Consider the following 17,627-nt stretch of genomic DNA (forward strand, 5'->3'; position numbering starts at 1 on the left):
GCTGGGCTCAAATGGCCTAGGAGGGTGGCCAGGGGTTAGAACTTGTAGATGACTTCAGCGGAGACTTCCCGACCGACCGGATCGTCGACACAGAACGCGAAGTCGCCGCACCACTTGTCGCCATAGATCTTGTCGAAGATGTTGCTCACGTAGAAGTTGAACTTCCACGCGTCATTGAGCTGGTAGCCGACGCTGCCGTTGAAGTAGCGACGAGGCTCACGGCGCGCGTAGTGACGGGCCGAAGTCTGGCCGAACGTGATGCTGCCAGGCTGATTGTCGACACAGGTCTTGTCGTCGATCGGCGTCATGGTGTCGTACCCGTCCGCCAGCGGTTCGCAGCCACCCCAGCGGTTATCGCGACCACCGGACTTCTGATACATCAGCAGCGTCGCATTCCACTGCTTCCAAGCCCAGTTCGCGCTGGTGGTGATCTTGCTGCGCGGATTCTGGGTCTTCCGGGTATCGACCAGCGGTTCGGTCGACAGGCCACGTTCCTTGTACGAGATCAGGTTGGTGTAGTTGAAGCCGAAGTTCCAGTTGCCGACGCGCGTATCCGGCAATGCGTAGCGCGCGCTCACGTCGACGCCGGTGACCTGGGTTTCGGCACGATTGATCGGGTTGACGCCGATGGTGACGTTGCCCGCGACGTTGGCCGGACCCCGGCGCTGGATGCGGCGGGTCGCCTCGGCACACCACTCGGCCGACGGCGGCACCGCCGGGACGCTTCCGTCCGCCGTAAAGCCTCTGCCCGGCGAACCATCGGGGTTGCGAGTGCAATAGGCTTCGGCCCACAGCAGGTCCTCGGCCGAGATGTCGGCAATGATGTTCTCGATGCCGATGTCCCAGTAGTCAGCACTCAACGAGAAGTTTTCGAAGGCATCCCAGACAAAGCCGACGGTGTACGAATCGCCCTCTTCGTACTTCAGGTCTGGAGTGCCACCGCGTTCGACGATCGCATCTTCGATCTTGTACGTATCGCGCGGGCAACCGCCGGCGATGCGGCCACCCTCGGCACACGCCACCAGGTCCGTGAAGTCGGAAATGCCCGAGCTGGCCTGTGCGTACACGTAGTGCATGTCCGGCGCGCGGAACGAAGTGCCGTAGGTGCCGCGAACCAGCAGGTTGGAGAATGGACGCCATTCCAGTCCAGCCTGGTAGGTCGACTTTGCGCCGTCACGCACCGCGTCGTACTTGTCGTAGCGGCCAGCCACGTTGGCGGTCAAGGATTCCAGCAGTGGCACGCGGAACTCCATACCGACGGCATAGCGATCGCGATCGCCACCGCCCTGTTCGATGTTTCCGAACGGGGTGTACCAGCAGTCATCATCGCAATTGAGGGTCTTCGGGTCCGGAGTCAGGTCGTAACCCTGCTTCGCGGCCTCGACCACGCCGGCGAAACCGATGGGGCCCGCCCAGCCTTCAAACAGATCACCCGAAATGGTGAACTGCGCCTGGGTCAGCCACGACTCGGCCTTCTTCTCGCCGCGACGGCTGAAGGTAGCCACGTCGCTCGGCGACAACGGATTCCACAGCTTGTTGTAGTCGGGCGTATAGATCGGCATGCCGTTGGCGGCGGTGCCCTGCTGCTGCCCCATGAAGAAGTCGAACATGCCGCCCTGGTTGAGGGTCGGGAAGTTTTCCTTCACCTCGTATTCGGCGCGACCGAGCGACGCATCCCAGTCGAAGCGGTCGCCGATCTTGCCCTTGAGACCGACGCTGAAATCCACCGCCAATTCCTTGGACTTGGTCAGGATCGCGTCCTTGCCGCCCATTTCCATCGGCGAGATGAACTTCAGGAAATTGCGCGGAGCGCCGCCGGTAGCGCCGGTTTGAGCGTTGGTCGCACGCGGATCCCAGAAGTTGGGACTGCCGAAGCCGTCGAGGAAGCTGTTGAAGTCGCCCGTCGAACGCCACACGCCCAACGCCGCCCAACCCTGAAGGTTGTCGCTGAAATCGTAGGTACCGCGCAGGTAGCCGGAATCATCCTTGCTGCCGGTACGCAGCGCCCAATTCTGGAACACGCGCTGTGCGCAGATGGTGCCACCGGTCGATTCGGCGCCGGTGTTGCGGTCAAAGCCGCGATAGGTGAACTGGTAGTACAGGTCGCCGTACTGATCGCAGGCGCCCGCTGGCGGCGCGATGCCGTGAGTGACGTTGCCTACGCCCGGCAGCGAATCGACGAAGCCCGGCTGGCGAAGACGCAAGCCCGGATACGGCGTGGTCCAGCCAATGTTGTAATGGTTCTCCAACGGAGAACGCATGATGTGGTCCTTGTCCGCCTCCTCGTCCATGAACGGACGATCCTTCGCCAGCAGCACGCCGCGGTCGAAGTGCTGCAGGTTGTAGACCAGGTTCCAGGCCTCACCGGTCGCACCGCCAGAGAACACGAAGTCCTTGTTGATGCGTCCACCGCGGGTGGCTTCGCCCCACTTCGCGCGGATCTGCTGGCCGTCGTAGTTTTCCTTCAGGACGACGTTGACCACGCCGGCCATCGCGTCAGAACCGTAGATCGCCGACGCGCTGCCCGAAAGCACTTCGATACGCTCGACGATGCCGCTCGGAATATTGTTGAAGTTGGCGAAGTTGCTCCGGCCCTGATACGGCATCGGATAGTCGGCAACACGATGACCATTGATCAGCAGCAGGCTGCGACCGGGCCCCAGGTTGCGCAGATTGAGCGGGTAAGCGTTGACGCTGCTCGAACCCCACTGGTAGTCCTGCTCCACATTGCCGATGGCTTCAGTGATCGTCTGCAGGGCGTCGTAGACGGTAGCGAAGCCCTCCTTCTTCATCTGCTCGCCCGTGATGATGGTGACGGGCGCCGGACCCTCGATCTTCGAACGCTTGATGCGCGAACCCGTCACCGTGACGGTATCGAGGGTGCGCGCGTCGCGGTCGGCGGCGGCTTGCGGCTGATCGCTCGTCGCATTCGCGTCGGCGGTCTGCTCTTGGGCCGAAGCGGCATGGGAAGAAAACAACGCCATGGCAAGCGCGGTCGCCAGGACATTGCGCTGGAAAGTGGACTGCTGCATTTGGCCCCCCCGGGCAGTAACGATTGGCCCAAAGGTCCAACCGGAGTTATCGGATTTCGTTCTTGATATCGCTCGACTCGGTGACGCATACCGCGATGACGCCGTCATGACCCCCTGCAGCGCCGCAGCGACCTTACGCGACAAGCCAAGAGGCTCTTTGTGACGACAATCACAATTTAGAGCGATCTAAATCCAGTTTGCAACAGGGGGGCATGTCCCGCCGGTCGATGCCGACCCTCCTGCGGAGCCCGCCGACGGGCCTCCTTCGACAAAAGCCCTGAATTTGCTGCACTGCGAGGCGGTAGGAGCTAGCCTGGCCGGCGGCTCCATACCTCTTGCAGGCGACAGTTCAAGAGTTCAGGATGCCGGATAAATCGATCTAAAAAATCGAAATCAGGGGACATCGATGGCCGCCGGCCGCAAGGTAACGTTGAACGACATTGCGGAGGCCTGTGGGGTGTCCCGGGCTACGGTTTCGCTGGTCCTGCGGGAGAGTCCGCTGGTACACGCGGAAACCCGCGAGCGGGTCAAGGAAGAGATGCGCCGGCAGGGGTATGTCTACAACCGCGCCGCCGCCGGTCTGCGTCGTCGCGAGTCCTCCAGCGTCGCGCTGGTGATCAACGATCTGTCCAACCCGTTCTTCGCCGAATTCGCCGCAGGAGTCGACGAAGCGCTGGCGGCCGCCGGTTACGTCACCCTGCTCGGCAGCAGCGGCGAGTCCGCGGAACGTCAGCAGGCGGTGCTCGCGTCGCTGGTGGAATACCACCCGGCCGCGATCATTCTTTCGCCTGCCGAAGTCAGCGACGCGGCGCGCATCGCACGCGCAATCGGTCCGTCGACGCCGCTGCTGGTGTTCAACCGACATCTGACCGGCGATGCACCGTCGGATTTCATCTACGACTTCCTCGGTCTCGACAACCGCGCCGGTGCGCGGCGCGCCACCGAGCATCTGCTGGAACTAGGCCATCGCCGCATCGCGTTCTTCGGTGGCCATCAGGATTCCAGCTCCTGCCGCGAACGCCGCCAGGGCTACATGGACGCCATGCGCGCCAAGGGCATCGAACCCGAACCGCAATGGACGATCGAATGCGCTCCCACGCGCCTGGAGGCCGCCGCGCAAACCGGCGCGCTGTTCGTGCGCGATCCGGCTCCCACGGCAGCGGTCTGCTACAACGATGCCGTCGCACTCGGCCTCACGCTCGGTCTCACCCGTCGCGGTCGGCAGCCTGGTCATGACTTCGCGGTGACGGGATTCGACGATATTCCCGAAGCCGCCGTAAGCACGCCGCCGTTGACCACGCTCGGCGCCGATCCGCGCGCACGTGGCCGTCAAGCCGCAAAGCTCGCACTCGAACGCGTACGCAATCCGCAGGCCGAGCACACGCCGGTCATCGCTTCGGTCGACCTGGTCGTGCGCTCCAGCACCTGCCCTCCTCCGTAATCCACTCCCTGTAACGCCACAGCCGGCTGCCTGCACCAGGCGGCTACTTCGCAGCGCCATCGCAGGAATCCCTGAATGACCACCTCATCATCGAACGGCAACAACCGCCTCGCGTTTGCGGCAGTCACCGCAATCTTCTTCATGTGGGGCTTCATCACCGAGTTGAACGACGTCCTGATTCCGCACCTCAAGGCCGTGTTCGAACTCAAGTACTGGCAGGCGATGCTGGTGCAGTTCTGCTTCTTCGGCGCCTACCTGGTGATGGCGGTGCCTGCCGGTGCCGTGGTGGCTCGCGTCGGATACAAGGCCGGCATCGTCATCGGCCTGCTCGTGGCCGGCGCCGGTGCATTGCTCATCCTGCCGGCGGCGCAGATGGGCGTGTACATGATGTTCCTGATCGCACTGTTCATCCTGGCCAGCGGCGTTGTGCTGCTGCAATGCTCGGCGAATCCTTACGTCGCGCTGCTGGGTGCGCCGGAACGCGCACCCAGCCGGCTCAATCTCGCCCAGGCGATCAATTCCGTCGGCCACACCATCGGCCCGTGGGTGGGCGGTGCGCTCGTCCTGGGCGCGACGCATCTGAGCGCAAAGCAGCTTGAATTACTGCCCGCCGCCGAACGCGTGCACACCGTGCAGCCGCTGTACCTCGGCGTCGCCTCCGCACTCATCGTGCTGGCCGTGATCGTCGCGATGTTCCGCCTGCCCGCGCACGCAGAAGCGACCGAAAAGGCCGACCCGCAGCACCACACCTTCCGCGAAGTGCTCAAGTACAAGCATGTGCGCTGGGGTGTGCTGGCGATCTTCTTGTACGTGGGCGCCGAGGTGACCGTCGGCAGCTTCCTCGCCAACTACGCCATGCGTCCGGACGTCGGCGCGATCGCGCGCGAAGACGTGGGCCGCTACATCTCGATGTATTGGGGCTCTGCAATGATTGGTCGCTTCGTCGGAGCGGCATTGCTGCTGAAGTTCGATCCGCGCCGCATGCTCGGCACTTATGCCGTGGTCAACGTGGCCCTGCTGCTCACCACGATGCTGGTACACGGCCCGCTGGCGATGTGGAGCGTGATCGCGATCGGCCTGTTCAACTCGATCATGTTCCCGACCATCTTCACTCTGGTCATTGATCGCCTCGGTCCGCTGGTGCCGAAGGCATCGAGCTTGCTGGTGATGGCGATCTTCGGCGGCGCGGTGATCCCGTTCCTGCAGGGGCACCTGGTTGACACCATCCAGGCCGCGAGCGGCAACGAAACGACCGGCCTGCGCTTTGCCTTCGTGCTCCCAGCGCTCTGCTATGCCTACATCATCTGGTACGGATTGCGCGGCTCACGCCGTAACATCGCGGATACGGCGGCTCAATAACGATGGTTGACGGCAAGGACTACATGGGCGTGAAGGGCGAGATTGTCTGTTTTGGCGAGGCACTGATCGATTTCCTGGCAACGGGAGGCGATTCGGGCGCGCCACGCGCCTTTATCCAGCACGCCGGCGGCGCACCGGCCAACGCGTCGGTCGCGGTGGCACGGCTGGGTGGCCGCGCCCAGTTCGTGGGCATGCTGGGCGCCGACATGTTCGGCGACTTCCTGCTGCGTAGCCTGGACGACGCCGGGGTCGGTACGCGCTATGTACGCCGCACCGATGCGGCGAAGACCGCATTGGCTTTCGTCTCCCTGGATGCCGAGGGCGAACGCAGCTTCAGCTTCTACCGCCCGCCGGCTGCCGACCTGTTGTTCGGTGCCAATGACTTCGACGAAGAGTGCTTCGCACGCACGTCGATCTTCCACGTCTGCAGCAACAGCCTGACCGAACCGGGCATCGCAGAAGTCACGCTGGAAGGCATGGCGCGCGCACGCCATCACGGCGCACTGGTGAGCATCGACCTCAATCTGCGCCCTGCCCTGTGGCCCGCCGACGTCGATCCGCTGCCTTGGCTATGGCGTGCACTCGCAGCGGCGGACCTGGTGAAGCTCGCCGGCAACGAACTCGAATACCTGACCGCGCGCGAACCCGGTGGTTCGACACGGGTCATTACGCGCTTGCTGGAAACCGCCCGCATGGTGGTAGTCACGGATGGCGCGGCGCCGCTGTGCTGGCACACGCGCGAGGACCACGGTGAGTTGCCGACCTTTGTCGTCAGCGCCGTCGACACCACCGCCGCCGGCGATGCTTTCATCGGCGGCCTGCTGTACCAGTTGCAGACGCGCGGCGTGGACAGCGCGGCCTTTTCAAGTTTCATAGCGGACCGCACCGCACTTGTCGACAGCCTGCGCTTCGCCGCCGGCTGCGGCGCGCTGACCGTTACGCGACATGGCGCCTTCGCCGCCCTTCCCCGCCTGGACGAAGTCGCGCTTCTGCTTGAAAGCCCTGTCTAGCAGACAGGGCGGCTCAACGTTGCTCCGGTTTCAGATACCGGGCTGCGCGAGATACCACGACGCCGCGCCGATTACGCCCTTGTGCGGGTTGTCGATCAGCCACACCGGCACCTGTTCCATCAGCGTGCGCATCACGCCCTTGTTGGCGAAGCGCGCACGGAAATGGCTGCCGTCGATGAAGTCGCGGATCTTCGGCATGATCCCGCCGGCGATATAGACGCTAGTCGCGCCGGCCACCATCACCAGATCGCCCAACAGACTGCCGAGCACGTCGCAGAAGATCCGTACCGCTTCGACGGCATGCGCGTCTTCTCCCGCACGCGCAGCATCGACCACGTCAGCCGGCGACGCCTGGCGCGACGTGACGCCGTCGATTGAACACAGTGCCTTGTAGACCTTGAGCAGGCCGGGGCCGGAAACGATCTGTTCGTTGGACACGTGCGACGCGGCTTCCAGCATCTTCGCGAGCACGGCGATCTCGCGCGCATTGCCCGGCGCGAATGCCATCTGCCCGGCCTCGCTCGGCACCACCAATGCCTGTGCGCCATTCGGCACGCGATAGGCCGCGCCCAACCCGGTACCGGGACCAATCACCAGCATCGGCCCATCGGCGGCCACGATGCCGGGACCACTGAGCAGGACGCTGTTGCCTGGATTCATACACTGCACGGCATTCGCGACCGCGACGAAGTCGTTGACCGCGGCAACACGCTCGATCCCGAGTGCGCGCAATTCCGACAGCGAAATCGGCCACGGCAGGTTGATGCTGATCACCAGATCGTCGCGGCGCATGCCCGCGCAGCCGATGGCCGCGTCATGCACAGGGCCGCGTCCTGGCGCGGCCAGGAAATCGGAGACGATCGCCGTCAGGCCCGGAAAATCAGCGCAAGCGTACTTGTGGTGGTCGATGATCTCGATCGAACCATCCGGCCGGTGCTGAACCAACGCGAGCCGAGCATGCGTACCGCCTACATCCGCAGCAAGAAACGGGCCACCCTGCCGTGCCGAAAGCCCGGCTGCGGAAGGGATTGCGGGGTTTTCCATACTAGAACTCGCTCCCATCGCGACTGAACTGCCAATCCGTCATCACTGCTTTCTCGTCGATGTCTCCGAGGTGCCGCAACCTTGCGTGTCCTCGACGAAACGGCCATTTAGGCTGCGCAGTATGCGCCGTTCGCAGCCTCCATTGCTGTCGCGCTGCAGGAATTCCTGGCGCGAATTCCCGGTCGCATTGCGCTCGTCGCGCGGAACGTCACCGGTATACGAAGCGGCCCCGTCGAAGCGGTCGCGCTTTTCGTCCCACGCGGTAACGCGCTCGTCCTCGCTCTGGCGCAGCTCGCTGTCGTCGTTCAGCGCCAGCGTCGTGGTCAGGCGCGGCTTGCCATTCACCTTGGCGGTGTCGATCGCGCCTTCGATACCGAAGCGAATGTTCCGGGTTTCAGCATGCAATGGCCCGTTGTCGATCCGGCGCGTGACGACCTCGCGATCGCCCCAGTTTGCACGCAAGCCATCGTGGGCATCGTCGTCGCTCCAGTAGTGATCAAGCTCGCTGTCCAGGCCCCTTTCGACCGAGGTTTGCACGCGGCCGTGCGACGTATTCAGCACGCCGCTTGCAACGAAACGACTCTGTCCACGAGTGCGAAGGTGATGGCGGCCCTCACCGCCCTGCAGCTTGTTCTCCAACGACGGAGCCGCGAGCGTTGTCTGCAGCAGCTTGCCCTGGGTCGCGGTCGAACCTGCATCGCGCCAAACGTGCACGACCGGGTTCAACGCCCAACCCTTGCCCTCTTCGGGAATACCGGCAACGCGCAATCGCACTAGGTGCACCTTCCCATCATTCAACACGCCGACGAAGGGTGTGAGCTCGAAGCGCAGCGGACGGATGTCGAAAGCGCGCGGCGCCGGAATGGCGTACCACAGATATGGATTCGACCAGCCACCCGTGTAGATGTGCGGATAGGGCGCGGCGATGCCGGCGATCCGGTCGTCGATCAGCACCTGTACTTCGCGATACGGACCCTGCGGCGCCTTGCACCAGTACTCGCCGATCGACGGATCCGGCGGCGCGGCGTCGTACCAGAATTCCTCGCATCCTCCGCCCGACCCGGTGGCGTAGACGTCCAGCAGCAAGCGTTCGGTATTCGCGGGAATACTCAGCTGGCCCACGGTTTCGGTACCCACTTCACGTACATCCGCGAGCGGCGCCACGATGTCGGCAGTAACCGCTGCCGGATGCGTGCGATCGGCCGGATAGAACACCAGCCGCGCCTTGATCTTGAAGATGCCCGTGTAGGTCTCGTTGACCACGTTGCCCAGGTGCATTTCCAAGGGTTGCGGTCGCGACAGCAACGGGGCGTAATCGGTGAGGTCCTTCTCCACGTGCCAGCGAATACCTTCGCGCGAAGGCTCGGGCGAACTGGTGCGGAACACGGTAGCGCCGCCAATCTGCAGGTAGCCCATGCGGTCGTATTGGCGACCGGCGACCTCGCCATCCATTTCAAGCACGACGCGCTGCCACGGTCCCGGACACGTCGCGGCTGCATCCACGCGCCCGCGCGCGGGATCGAAGGTGTCGAAGCCGTGATCGACGATTTGGATTGTGCATCCGCGTGTCGCCGGACGCGGCACGGTCGGATTCGCGATGCGGGGATCGTCGTGGTCGTCGCCGAATTTTTCGGGCACCGTGGCGGCGGTCGCGAAAGGGGCGGACAGTACCAAGGACAACGGCAGCAAAAAGCGAAGGGTCATTCGGATGGCTTCCTCAGAGGATCAACAACGTGAGCGCGACAACTATCAGTTGCTCTCGATCGGCTTGATTTGTTCGGCGAACAACGACACCGGCTTGTCCAGCTCAAGCGCCACCACGGTAACGACCGGGTCGAGCCCTGCCTTTGGAATATCGAGATAAAGCAGCCCGGGCACCTTGCTCCAGCTGTACTTGCCGACCACGCGGTGACCCGCGTCGACACCGGCGCCGAGGACACGTGCGCGCTGCACCTGGTTGTCCAGGCCCTTGATCACGACATCCTCGTTCGGCTGGCCATCCAGGAACAGATACAAAGTGCGCCCATCGGCCGAAAGCGTGCTCGGACCGTGGAAGTAGTCGAGCGGAATGCCCGCGCGCGTGCCGTAGATCGCTTCGCCATGCTTACCGGTCCAGCGGCCGAACTCTTCCAGGATGCGCACCTGGCGTTCGTCGATGCTGCCATCCTCGCGTGGGCCGATATCAAGCAGCAGGTTGCCACCCATTGAGATCGTGTCGGCGAAGATGCGAATCAGCTGCCCCGGCGTCTTGTACTCGTTGTCCGTGGGACGGAAGCCCCAGGACATGTTCATGGTCAGGCACAGCTCCCAATAGCGGTCTGTCGGGCGCTGGATCGGCACGCCCTGCTCCGGCGTGCCGTAGTCGCCATTGCCTGGCAGGCGCGAATTGATGATCGCGTCTGGGTTGCGGTCGAGGATCATGCGACGAACCTTGTCTGCCTGCCATTGCTGCGCGCTGTGTTCCCAGTCACCGTCGAACCAGTACAGATCGGGGTTGTACCGTTCGCCGATATCGCGCACCTGGTCCTGGTAGTACGCGAGGTAGCGCTGCCAGCGCGCCGGATCTTTGGCGGAGTCATAGCGCTTGCGTTCGCGGGTGAACACGTCGTAGTCGGTGTACGACCAGTCCGGCAGCGAGTAATACAGGCCTACCTTTAGGCCGTCCTTGCGCAGCGCGTCGACGAAGGGCGCGACGAGATCACGCTTAGCGGGCGTATCCTTCACCACATTCAGTCCCTGCCGCGAATTCCACAACGCCACGCCGTCATGGTGGCGGCTGGTCAGCACCGCATATTGCGCGCCGCTGCGTTTGATCAGGTCGGCCCAGGCCTGCGGGTCGTAGTTGCGCGCGGTGAAATCCTTCTTCTGTCGCATGTATTGCGACCACGTGGTCTCTCCGTTGAAGAATGACCACGACTCGCTAGTGCCGTGGGCCGCATAAACGCCCCAATGGATGAAGATCCCCAGCTTGGCATCTTCGAACCACTGCATGCGTTGCGTCTGGGTAGAGGCGGTCGCTGGCGGGGACGTCTGCGCAGCGGCTGTGCCGCTCAGGAAGCCCACGGCAAGCACGGCGGATGCGAGCAACTGTTTCATGACGCTGTTGGACTCCCAAAAGGGCACTTAGCCAAACGACCACTTGATCGATCACTTGGTCTGGTGGTTGGACTGACGCTAATGTGTCGGCTGTGCATACCGGCCTCGCCGCGCTCCAGGAGTCCATAACGAACATGTCGCAGGAACTGCTGCTGGAAGTGGCCGCCAACTCGGTGGCGTCCGCGATGGCCGCACAGGAAGGCGGCGCTGGCCGTGTCGAGCTGTGCACCGCTCTCGAACTGGGTGGATTGACGCCATCCCACGCCCAGATCGCGCTCGCGCGCGAGCGGTTGCGGATTCCGCTCTACGTGCTGGTGCGTCCGCGCGCCGGCGATTTCGTCTATGACGACGACGAATGCGCCACGATGCTGCGTGACATCGAAGCCTGCGTCGCGATGGGATGCGACGGCGTGGTCCTGGGCATGCTGGATGTCGACGGCAATGTGGACCGGCCGCGTTGCGCGACGCTGCTGTCCGCCGCCCAGGGCTTGGGCGTGACCTTTCATCGCGCCATCGACGTGAGCCGCGATCCCCTGCAATCGCTGGAGGACGCGATCTCCCTGGGCTGCGAGCGCGTACTCAGCTCGGGCGCGGAGCCCAGCGCACCGCAGGGCGCCGGCTTGCTGCACGAAATGGTGCTGCGCGCCGCGGGACGCATCAGCGTGATGCCCGGCGCCGGCATCGAAGCCGGCAACATCGCCGCGCTGCGCGCCAGTACCGGCGCGCGCGAATTCCACGCGTCGGCCAAGCGCACCCTGCCCTCCATCGTGCGTCATGTACCCAGGCAAGCACTGGGGATGGTCGGTGGCGAAACCCGCACCGACATGAATACTGTCCGGAACATCGTCGCGGCGCTCCACGGAGCATGACGCCGCGGCGTCTGTATCAATAGACCGATCGCGCATCGAGCAAGGCATCCTGCTTGTCGGCATCGCACACGGCGTAGACGAATCCCTTGTGCAGGGCGAAGGCACCGACTTCGCCGTCACGATTCATCGCCAGGAAGCACACCTGCAGGGTCTTGCTGGCCTCGGGGCGCTTCTTCACCACGCGCTCGATCGCCTCGCGGCAGGCGTCCATCGGCGAACGCCCCTGGCGCATGAGTTCGACGACGAGGAAGCTCGCTGCGTTGCGGATCATCTCCTCGCCGACGCCTGAAGCGGTCGCCGCACCCACTTCGTTATCCACGTAGAGGCCGGCGCCAACGATCGGACTGTCGCCGACGCGGCCGTGCATCTTCCACGCCATGCCGCTGGTAGTGCAGGCGCCGGCCAGGTGACCGTTTGCGTCGAGCGCGAGAATGCCCAGCGTGTCGTGGTTTTCCTTGTTGCCTGGCACCTTCGCGCGCTCGGCGTTGATCTGCGGGCGATACTGCGCTGTCTTCAACCAGTCCTGCCATGCCGCCTTCGCTTCGGGCGTGAGCAGCGACTGCTTCTCGAATCCCTGCTGCACGGCGAACTGCTGCGCGCCCTCGCCCACCAGCATCACGTGCGGCGTCTTCTCCATCACCGCGCGCGCCACCGAAACCGGATGCAGGATGTCCTGCAGCGCGGCCACCGAACCGCAGCGGCCGTCGCCATCCATGATGCTTGCATCCAGCGTCTGCACCCCGTCGCGATCGGGGTAGCCGCAGTGGCCCACGGTCGTGTTGCAGAGCGTGCCTTCCGCCCAACGCGCTCCGGTTTCCACGGCGTCCAGCGCGGAGCCGCCTGCCAGCAGCTTCTGCCACGCGGCTTGATTGGCGCCGACGCCGAAGTCCCATGTGGAGACGACGCGGACGCGTGACGCCTTGGCCGGCTTGTTCACGGTCTTGTTCGCTGCGAGCACTACGCCCGCGGGCAACGCCAGCGCAGTGGCAGAAAGCAGGCTTGATTGCAGGAAGCGGCGACGGTCGGTCATGGAATTACTCCCAGGAAGATGGACGTATTGCTCACGGCACGCTGGTTTCCGCGTGCGTTTCGAAGACGGGATTGGTCAGTCCCTGCACGGTGCGCTGACCACCGGATTCAAGCTCGAGCACGACGATTTCATTGCGGCCGCGCTGCAACCATTCCGCCGGCACCAGCAGGCTCTGCTGTGGGCCGATGCGCCAATAGCGCCCCAGATGGTGGCCATTGATCCACACATGACCCCGGCCCCAGCCGCGCAAGTCGATATAGCTGTCGCCCCGCTTGCCCACATTGAATGCACCGCGATGGAACGCGGGCGCAGCGATGTCACCGTCGCGGAATTGCAGCCCGGACAGGTCGTCCAGCGGCAATGGATACATTTCCCATTCGAGCAGCGGCTTGTTGCCGAAGCGCGCAGGGCCGATCAGGCCTTTGCGCTCATCCATCAGCCGGGCACCGTAGTTGATGCGCCCCATGTTCTCGACCAGCAGATCGAGCGGCTGGTCGGCGCTGGCATCGAGTTCGATGCTGCGCTGCCCCTTGCGTCGATCCAGTACGCCGAGCGGCTTGCCCGCCCGATACACCAGGGCCATGTCGCGCACGTCGCCGAATTCGAGCAGGCCTTTGCCTTTCCCCGGCAGGCGCGTGCGGTACCAGACGAAGCCATAGGACTGGTCGAGTTCCTCCATCGTCAGCGGACGCACGGCGCGCCGCGGCGGCTCGGTAAGCAGCGCAGCCAGCGGGGCCGATTGCGCCAGCGTGAAACGCGGGATGGCGATCATCGCGGGCGACGGCGGCACCGGCGGCAGCGTTTCGCCTGGCGCCAGATGCTGGCCGATGAGCTTGCGCAAAGCGTGATAGGCAGGCGTGGGGCGACCGGCTTCATCCAGCGGCGCGCCGTAGTCGTAGCTGCTGGTATCGGGCTGGAAGGGCTCCTTCTCGCTGTAGTTCGCACCATTCATGAAACCGAAGGTGGTGCCGCCATGGAACATGTACAGGCTGAAGGACACCTTCCGTTCCAGCATCCAGCCGATGTCGCGTAGGACATTGGCGAGGTCGCCGGTGTGGTGTTCCTCCCCCCAGTGATCGAACCAACCAGGGTAGTACTCGCCGGCCATGCGCGGCACATTGCTGCGGAACTTGGCGAATTCGGCGAAGTTGCCGGCCGGGTCGTCTCCGAAGTTGATTACGGACAGCACGTCGGGCAGCGTACCGCCGCCCAGCATCTTCGGCGTGGCGCCATCGGCGGTGTACAACGTGACATCGAAGCCGCCCTCCACCAGGGCGTCGCGGACGCTCGTCTTGTAGCCCATGTCGCCGCCGAACGAGCCGTACTCGTTCTCGACCTGCACCATGATGATCGGCCCGCCGTGGGTGACTTGCAGCGGTGCGAGCTGTTTGCCGACTTCGTGCAGGTAGCGGGTCACGGCCGCGACATAGCGTGGATCCGAAGTGCGCACGCGCATGTCGGGCGTCTTCAACAGCCAGGACGGAAAGCCACCAAATTCCCATTCGGCGCAGCTATAGGGTCCTGGCCGGATGATCACCCACAATCCTTCTTCCTGCGCGATGCGGACAAACGCGGCAATGTCGTTGCTGCCCTCGAAATCGAATTGGCCAGGATGGGGCTCGTGCAGATTCCAGAACAGATACGTCCCGACGGTATTGAGCCCCATGGCCTTGAGCATGCGCAGGCGATCGCGCCAGTGCTCGCGTGGGATGCGGCTGAAATGCATCTCCCCGCCGCGGATCACGAAGGGCTTTCCATCGAGGAGAAAGTCTTCGCCTTTCCAGCCGAACGTGTGCTGGACCGGGGCGGCTGCATGCAGATTGCCCTGTATGCCGATCAACAGAAGAAGCAACAACACGATCAGACGCGTCTTCATCAGATACCGCTCCCGCATGATGCAGTGGTGCGATCCGCAATAGCGGAAGCGCGCGTGTGGCTGAAGTGCCGTGTACCGGCACCTGCGAACGTCAGGCTCTTCATGACGCCAGCGGATCGCGGAACAGAGCGACTCGACTGAGCCGGGGCGCGTCGTACGCGAATTCGACGACAACGCGGATTCGCGATGCCGTGCAGGGCGCGAAGCGGGCCAGCCGGGCGTTCCCAATCGTGGTGCCCCAATGCACCGTCCGCCAGACTCCGTCCTGCCAGATGTCGACGCGATGATTGGCGATGTGCTGACCGTGTTCGATCGCCTCTTCCAGGCGCAGCACGTCGAACGTCAGCGGTGTCGTTGATTCGAATTCGACCCAGCCCGCATTCGAGCCGGTCGGCGCCCGCCAATGTCGGCCTGCTGCCGCATCGAGCACTGCTTCCGGAGTCGTGCCGCCGCTGGCGCGAACGCGCGCCCCCTGGAGCAGGTCGTGCGCAAACAGGCTACGCCGCGTTGTGGAAAACGCTTCGAGCGCCTGCACATCGCGCTCGTGAAAGCGTCCTTCGGTGGTCGGCGGCACGTTGAGCAGCAGCTTGCCGTTGCGCCCCACCGACTTGAAGTACAGCTCCATCAGATCGGCCGAGCTGCGAACTTTGTCGTTCTCTTCGGCATGCCAGAACCAGCCGGGGCGGATCGACACATCGGCCTCGCCCGGTCGCCACACGCCGCCACGGGGATCGCCCTGCATCAATGCTTCCGACACCCACACGGCGTCGAAGCCTGCATGAGGAACGCGTGCAGAATCGACCGTGTTCCAGCACGTCGTGCCCGCCTCGCCGCGTTCGTTGCCGATCCAACGCACGTCGGGTCCGCTGTCGCTGAAGATGACCGCATGCGGTTGCAGTCGGCGTACCGCCGCATGGATGCGTGGCCAGTCGTAGGCCTGCCGCTTGCCGTTGGGGCCTTCGCCATTGGCGCCATCGAACCAGATTTCGGCCAGTTCGCCGTAGTTGCCCAACAATTCCTCGAGCTGGGCTAGGTAGAAATCGTTGTAAGCCACGCCCTGGCCATAGCTGCGTGCGTTGCGGTCCCAGGGCGACAGGTAGAAGCCGACACCCAGCCCTTCCGCACGACACGCTTCGACAAACTCGCGCACGACGTCGCCTTTGCCATCACGCCAGGGACTATTGCGCACGCAGTGCTCGGTCGTGCGCGTGGGCCACAGGCAGAAGCCGTCGTGATGCTTGGCGGTCAGGATCATGCTGCCGAAGCCGGCGCGCTTGGCCGTGCGCGCCCATTGACGCGCGTCCAGCTTGCCCGGATTGAAAATCGCCGGGCTTTCGCTGCCGTCGCCCCACTCCTTGCCCGTGAAAGTGTTCACGGTGAAGTGGACGAACATCGCCAGCTCCTCGCGCTGCCATGCGAGTTGCGACGGCGTCGGCCGCGGACGACTGGCAGTTGCCTCGGCCGTCCTCAATTCGTCGTGCGCAGCCGCCGGCACTGAAGCGGCCATCGCCGCACCGCCTGTAGCTGCTAGGAACGTCCTACGCGAAAGCAAGGTCACGCTCCCGCGCGGCTAGCAGAGGCCTCCGATGCGCCGCCACCAATGCGAGGACGTACGCGATGTCCGTACAGGGCGAAGTACAGGATGTACAGGTAACAAGGAAGCATCAGAACGAAAAACCACAACTGGAACTGTCCGGGCGCGCGGTCGAGCAGCAGCGCGAACAGTTGCGGGACCAGAGCGCCGCCCGCGATGCCCATGATCAGCAGGGCCGAACCTCTTTCGATTAGGCGACCCAAACCATGAATCGACAGCGGAAATATCGCAGGCCACATCATCGCGTTGGCAAAGCCAAGAGCGAAAATGAAGACGACTGACGCGTAGCCACTGGCGACGTAGGCGCAGAGGGTCAGCAGGATGCCGAGAACCGAAGAAAACGCGAGGTATCGCTGCTGCGTGACGAACCGCGGAACGAGAATGAAGCCGACGACGTAACCAAGCAGCATCGCGCCGAGGGTATACATCGTGAAGAACTTGGTCTGGTCCAGCGGAATTCCGGCTTCACGCCCGTATACGCCGACTGCATCGCCTGCCATGACTTCAGCGCCAACGTACATGAAGATCGCAAACGCACCCAGCCACACGTGCGGGTGGTCGGAAAGCTTCCCGCCGCCGCCTTGCGCCTTAGTTGCCTCCGCTTCGCCGCGCACATCGGGCAGCGGAGAGAACAGGATTCCCAGCCCCAACACGGCGAGTACACCTGCCATCAGCAGATAAGGACCGTGGATGCCGCTGGCGAAACTATCGAGGATCTGCTCCTTCGTACCGGCATCGGCGCCTGCGACCTTGGCGGCGATGTCGCCCATCCCGTGCAGAACCAGCGTACCCAGCAGGAACGGCGCCGCCATGCCTGCGATCTTGTTGCAGATGCCCATCACCGCAATGCGCTGCGCGCCGCTTTCAATCGGGCCCAGGATGCTGATGTAGGGGTTCGCTGCGGTCTGCAGGATCGCCAGGCCTGCACCGATGATGAAGAGCCCGGCTAGCGCGCCTGGATACCAGCGCTGGACGCAGAACTGGCCGAATGCGATCGCACCGGCCGCCATCACCCACAACGCAATCGCCATGCCCTTCTTCATTCCGGTGCGATCCAGGATGACGGAAGCCGGCAATGCCCAGCAGAAGTACGAGATGTAGAAGACGAAGGTGACCAGGAAGGCCGCGAAGGTACTCAGGTCGAAGGCGAGCCTTACGAACTGGATCAGCGGTCCATTGATCCAGGTGAACCAGCCCATGACGAAGAACAGCACGCCAATGATGGCGATCGATACCCAGGTGTTGCGCACGTTGTCCAGCATAGAGACTTCCTCAA

General features: G+C 63.8%; 12 protein-coding genes. 4 read left to right on the top strand and 8 right to left on the bottom strand.

What is annotated here, in order from left to right:
* Positions 1-35: 35 nt before the first annotated feature.
* Entirely contained in the window at positions 36-3,032 is a 2,997-nt protein-coding gene (locus tag ACYVGK_RS09130; protein WP_460733048.1) for a TonB-dependent receptor plug domain-containing protein, read from the bottom strand.
* A gap of 406 nt (positions 3,033-3,438) precedes the next feature.
* Here ACYVGK_RS09130 and ACYVGK_RS09135 point away from each other — a divergent pair, with 406 nt between their 5' ends.
* From ACYVGK_RS09135 to ACYVGK_RS09145, 3 genes are all read left to right on the top strand, one after another.
* Complete coding sequence (locus tag ACYVGK_RS09135; protein ID WP_460733049.1) at positions 3,439-4,473, top strand: LacI family DNA-binding transcriptional regulator; 1,035 nt, start codon at positions 3,439-3,441, stop codon at positions 4,471-4,473.
* Between the two features lie 75 nt (positions 4,474-4,548).
* Positions 4,549-5,832 (top strand): sugar MFS transporter, encoded by a 1,284-nt coding sequence (locus ACYVGK_RS09140; RefSeq protein WP_460733050.1) that lies wholly within the window; start codon positions 4,549-4,551, stop codon positions 5,830-5,832.
* A 2-nt stretch (positions 5,833-5,834) separates the two neighbouring features.
* A complete protein-coding gene (locus tag ACYVGK_RS09145) occupies positions 5,835-6,842 on the top strand; it encodes a carbohydrate kinase family protein (protein WP_460733051.1) in 1,008 nt (335 codons plus the stop codon).
* A gap of 30 nt (positions 6,843-6,872) precedes the next feature.
* Here ACYVGK_RS09145 and ACYVGK_RS09150 read toward each other — a convergent pair whose 3' ends face one another.
* Genes ACYVGK_RS09150 through ACYVGK_RS09160 form a run of 3 tightly spaced genes read right to left on the bottom strand, consistent with a single transcriptional unit; the run spans position 6,873 to position 10,982 of the window.
* Entirely contained in the window at positions 6,873-7,904 is a 1,032-nt protein-coding gene (locus ACYVGK_RS09150) for a glucokinase (RefSeq protein ID WP_460733052.1), read from the bottom strand.
* A 24-nt stretch (positions 7,905-7,928) separates the two neighbouring features.
* On the bottom strand, positions 7,929-9,590 hold the full coding sequence (locus ACYVGK_RS09155) for a peptide-N4-asparagine amidase (protein WP_460733053.1): 1,662 nt from the start codon (positions 9,588-9,590) through the stop codon (positions 7,929-7,931).
* Positions 9,591-9,635: 45 nt separating this feature from the next.
* The gene (locus ACYVGK_RS09160) at positions 9,636-10,982 is read right to left on the bottom strand and encodes an alpha-L-fucosidase (RefSeq protein ID WP_460733054.1); all 1,347 of its coding nucleotides are present in this window, start codon (positions 10,980-10,982) and stop codon (positions 9,636-9,638) included.
* A gap of 146 nt (positions 10,983-11,128) precedes the next feature.
* Here ACYVGK_RS09160 and ACYVGK_RS09165 point away from each other — a divergent pair, with 146 nt between their 5' ends.
* Positions 11,129-11,851, top strand: a complete 723-nt coding sequence (locus tag ACYVGK_RS09165) for a copper homeostasis protein CutC (RefSeq protein WP_460733463.1) — start codon at positions 11,129-11,131, stop codon at positions 11,849-11,851.
* Between the two features lie 16 nt (positions 11,852-11,867).
* On the opposite strand, the gene ACYVGK_RS09170 is transcribed toward ACYVGK_RS09165, so the two are convergent.
* From ACYVGK_RS09170 to ACYVGK_RS09185, 4 genes are all read right to left on the bottom strand, one after another.
* Positions 11,868-12,881, bottom strand: a complete 1,014-nt coding sequence (locus tag ACYVGK_RS09170) for a N(4)-(beta-N-acetylglucosaminyl)-L-asparaginase (RefSeq protein WP_460733055.1) — start codon at positions 12,879-12,881, stop codon at positions 11,868-11,870.
* 31 nt (positions 12,882-12,912) lie between these two features.
* Complete coding sequence (locus ACYVGK_RS09175) at positions 12,913-14,757, bottom strand: glycoside hydrolase family 35 protein (RefSeq protein WP_460733056.1); 1,845 nt, start codon at positions 14,755-14,757, stop codon at positions 12,913-12,915.
* A 100-nt stretch (positions 14,758-14,857) separates the two neighbouring features.
* A complete protein-coding gene (locus ACYVGK_RS09180) occupies positions 14,858-16,264 on the bottom strand; it encodes an alpha-L-fucosidase (RefSeq protein WP_460733057.1) in 1,407 nt (468 codons plus the stop codon).
* 47 nt (positions 16,265-16,311) lie between these two features.
* Positions 16,312-17,613 (bottom strand): sugar MFS transporter, encoded by a 1,302-nt coding sequence (locus tag ACYVGK_RS09185; RefSeq protein ID WP_460733058.1) that lies wholly within the window; start codon positions 17,611-17,613, stop codon positions 16,312-16,314.
* Between the last annotated feature and the right edge of the window lie 14 nt (positions 17,614-17,627).

It is taken from the genome of Lysobacter tyrosinilyticus (assembly GCF_054779815.1).

Bases quoted from the DNA above. Each gene is read 5' to 3' on its own strand.
- ACYVGK_RS09130 (WP_460733048.1), bottom strand. From the start codon at position 3,032: ATGCAGCAGTCCACTTTCCAGCGCAATGTCCTGGCGACCGCGCTTGCC.
- ACYVGK_RS09135 (WP_460733049.1), top strand. From the start codon at position 3,439: ATGGCCGCCGGCCGCAAGGTAACGTTGAACGACATTGCGGAGGCCTGT.
- ACYVGK_RS09140 (WP_460733050.1), top strand. From the start codon at position 4,549: ATGACCACCTCATCATCGAACGGCAACAACCGCCTCGCGTTTGCGGCA.
- ACYVGK_RS09145 (WP_460733051.1), top strand. From the start codon at position 5,835: ATGGTTGACGGCAAGGACTACATGGGCGTGAAGGGCGAGATTGTCTGT.
- ACYVGK_RS09150 (WP_460733052.1), bottom strand. From the start codon at position 7,904: ATGGGAGCGAGTTCTAGTATGGAAAACCCCGCAATCCCTTCCGCAGCC.
- ACYVGK_RS09155 (WP_460733053.1), bottom strand. From the start codon at position 9,590: ATGACCCTTCGCTTTTTGCTGCCGTTGTCCTTGGTACTGTCCGCCCCT.
- ACYVGK_RS09160 (WP_460733054.1), bottom strand. From the start codon at position 10,982: ATGAAACAGTTGCTCGCATCCGCCGTGCTTGCCGTGGGCTTCCTGAGC.
- ACYVGK_RS09170 (WP_460733055.1), bottom strand. From the start codon at position 12,881: ATGACCGACCGTCGCCGCTTCCTGCAATCAAGCCTGCTTTCTGCCACT.
- ACYVGK_RS09175 (WP_460733056.1), bottom strand. From the start codon at position 14,757: ATGAAGACGCGTCTGATCGTGTTGTTGCTTCTTCTGTTGATCGGCATA.
- ACYVGK_RS09180 (WP_460733057.1), bottom strand. From the start codon at position 16,264: ATGGCCGCTTCAGTGCCGGCGGCTGCGCACGACGAATTGAGGACGGCC.
- ACYVGK_RS09185 (WP_460733058.1), bottom strand. From the start codon at position 17,613: ATGCTGGACAACGTGCGCAACACCTGGGTATCGATCGCCATCATTGGC.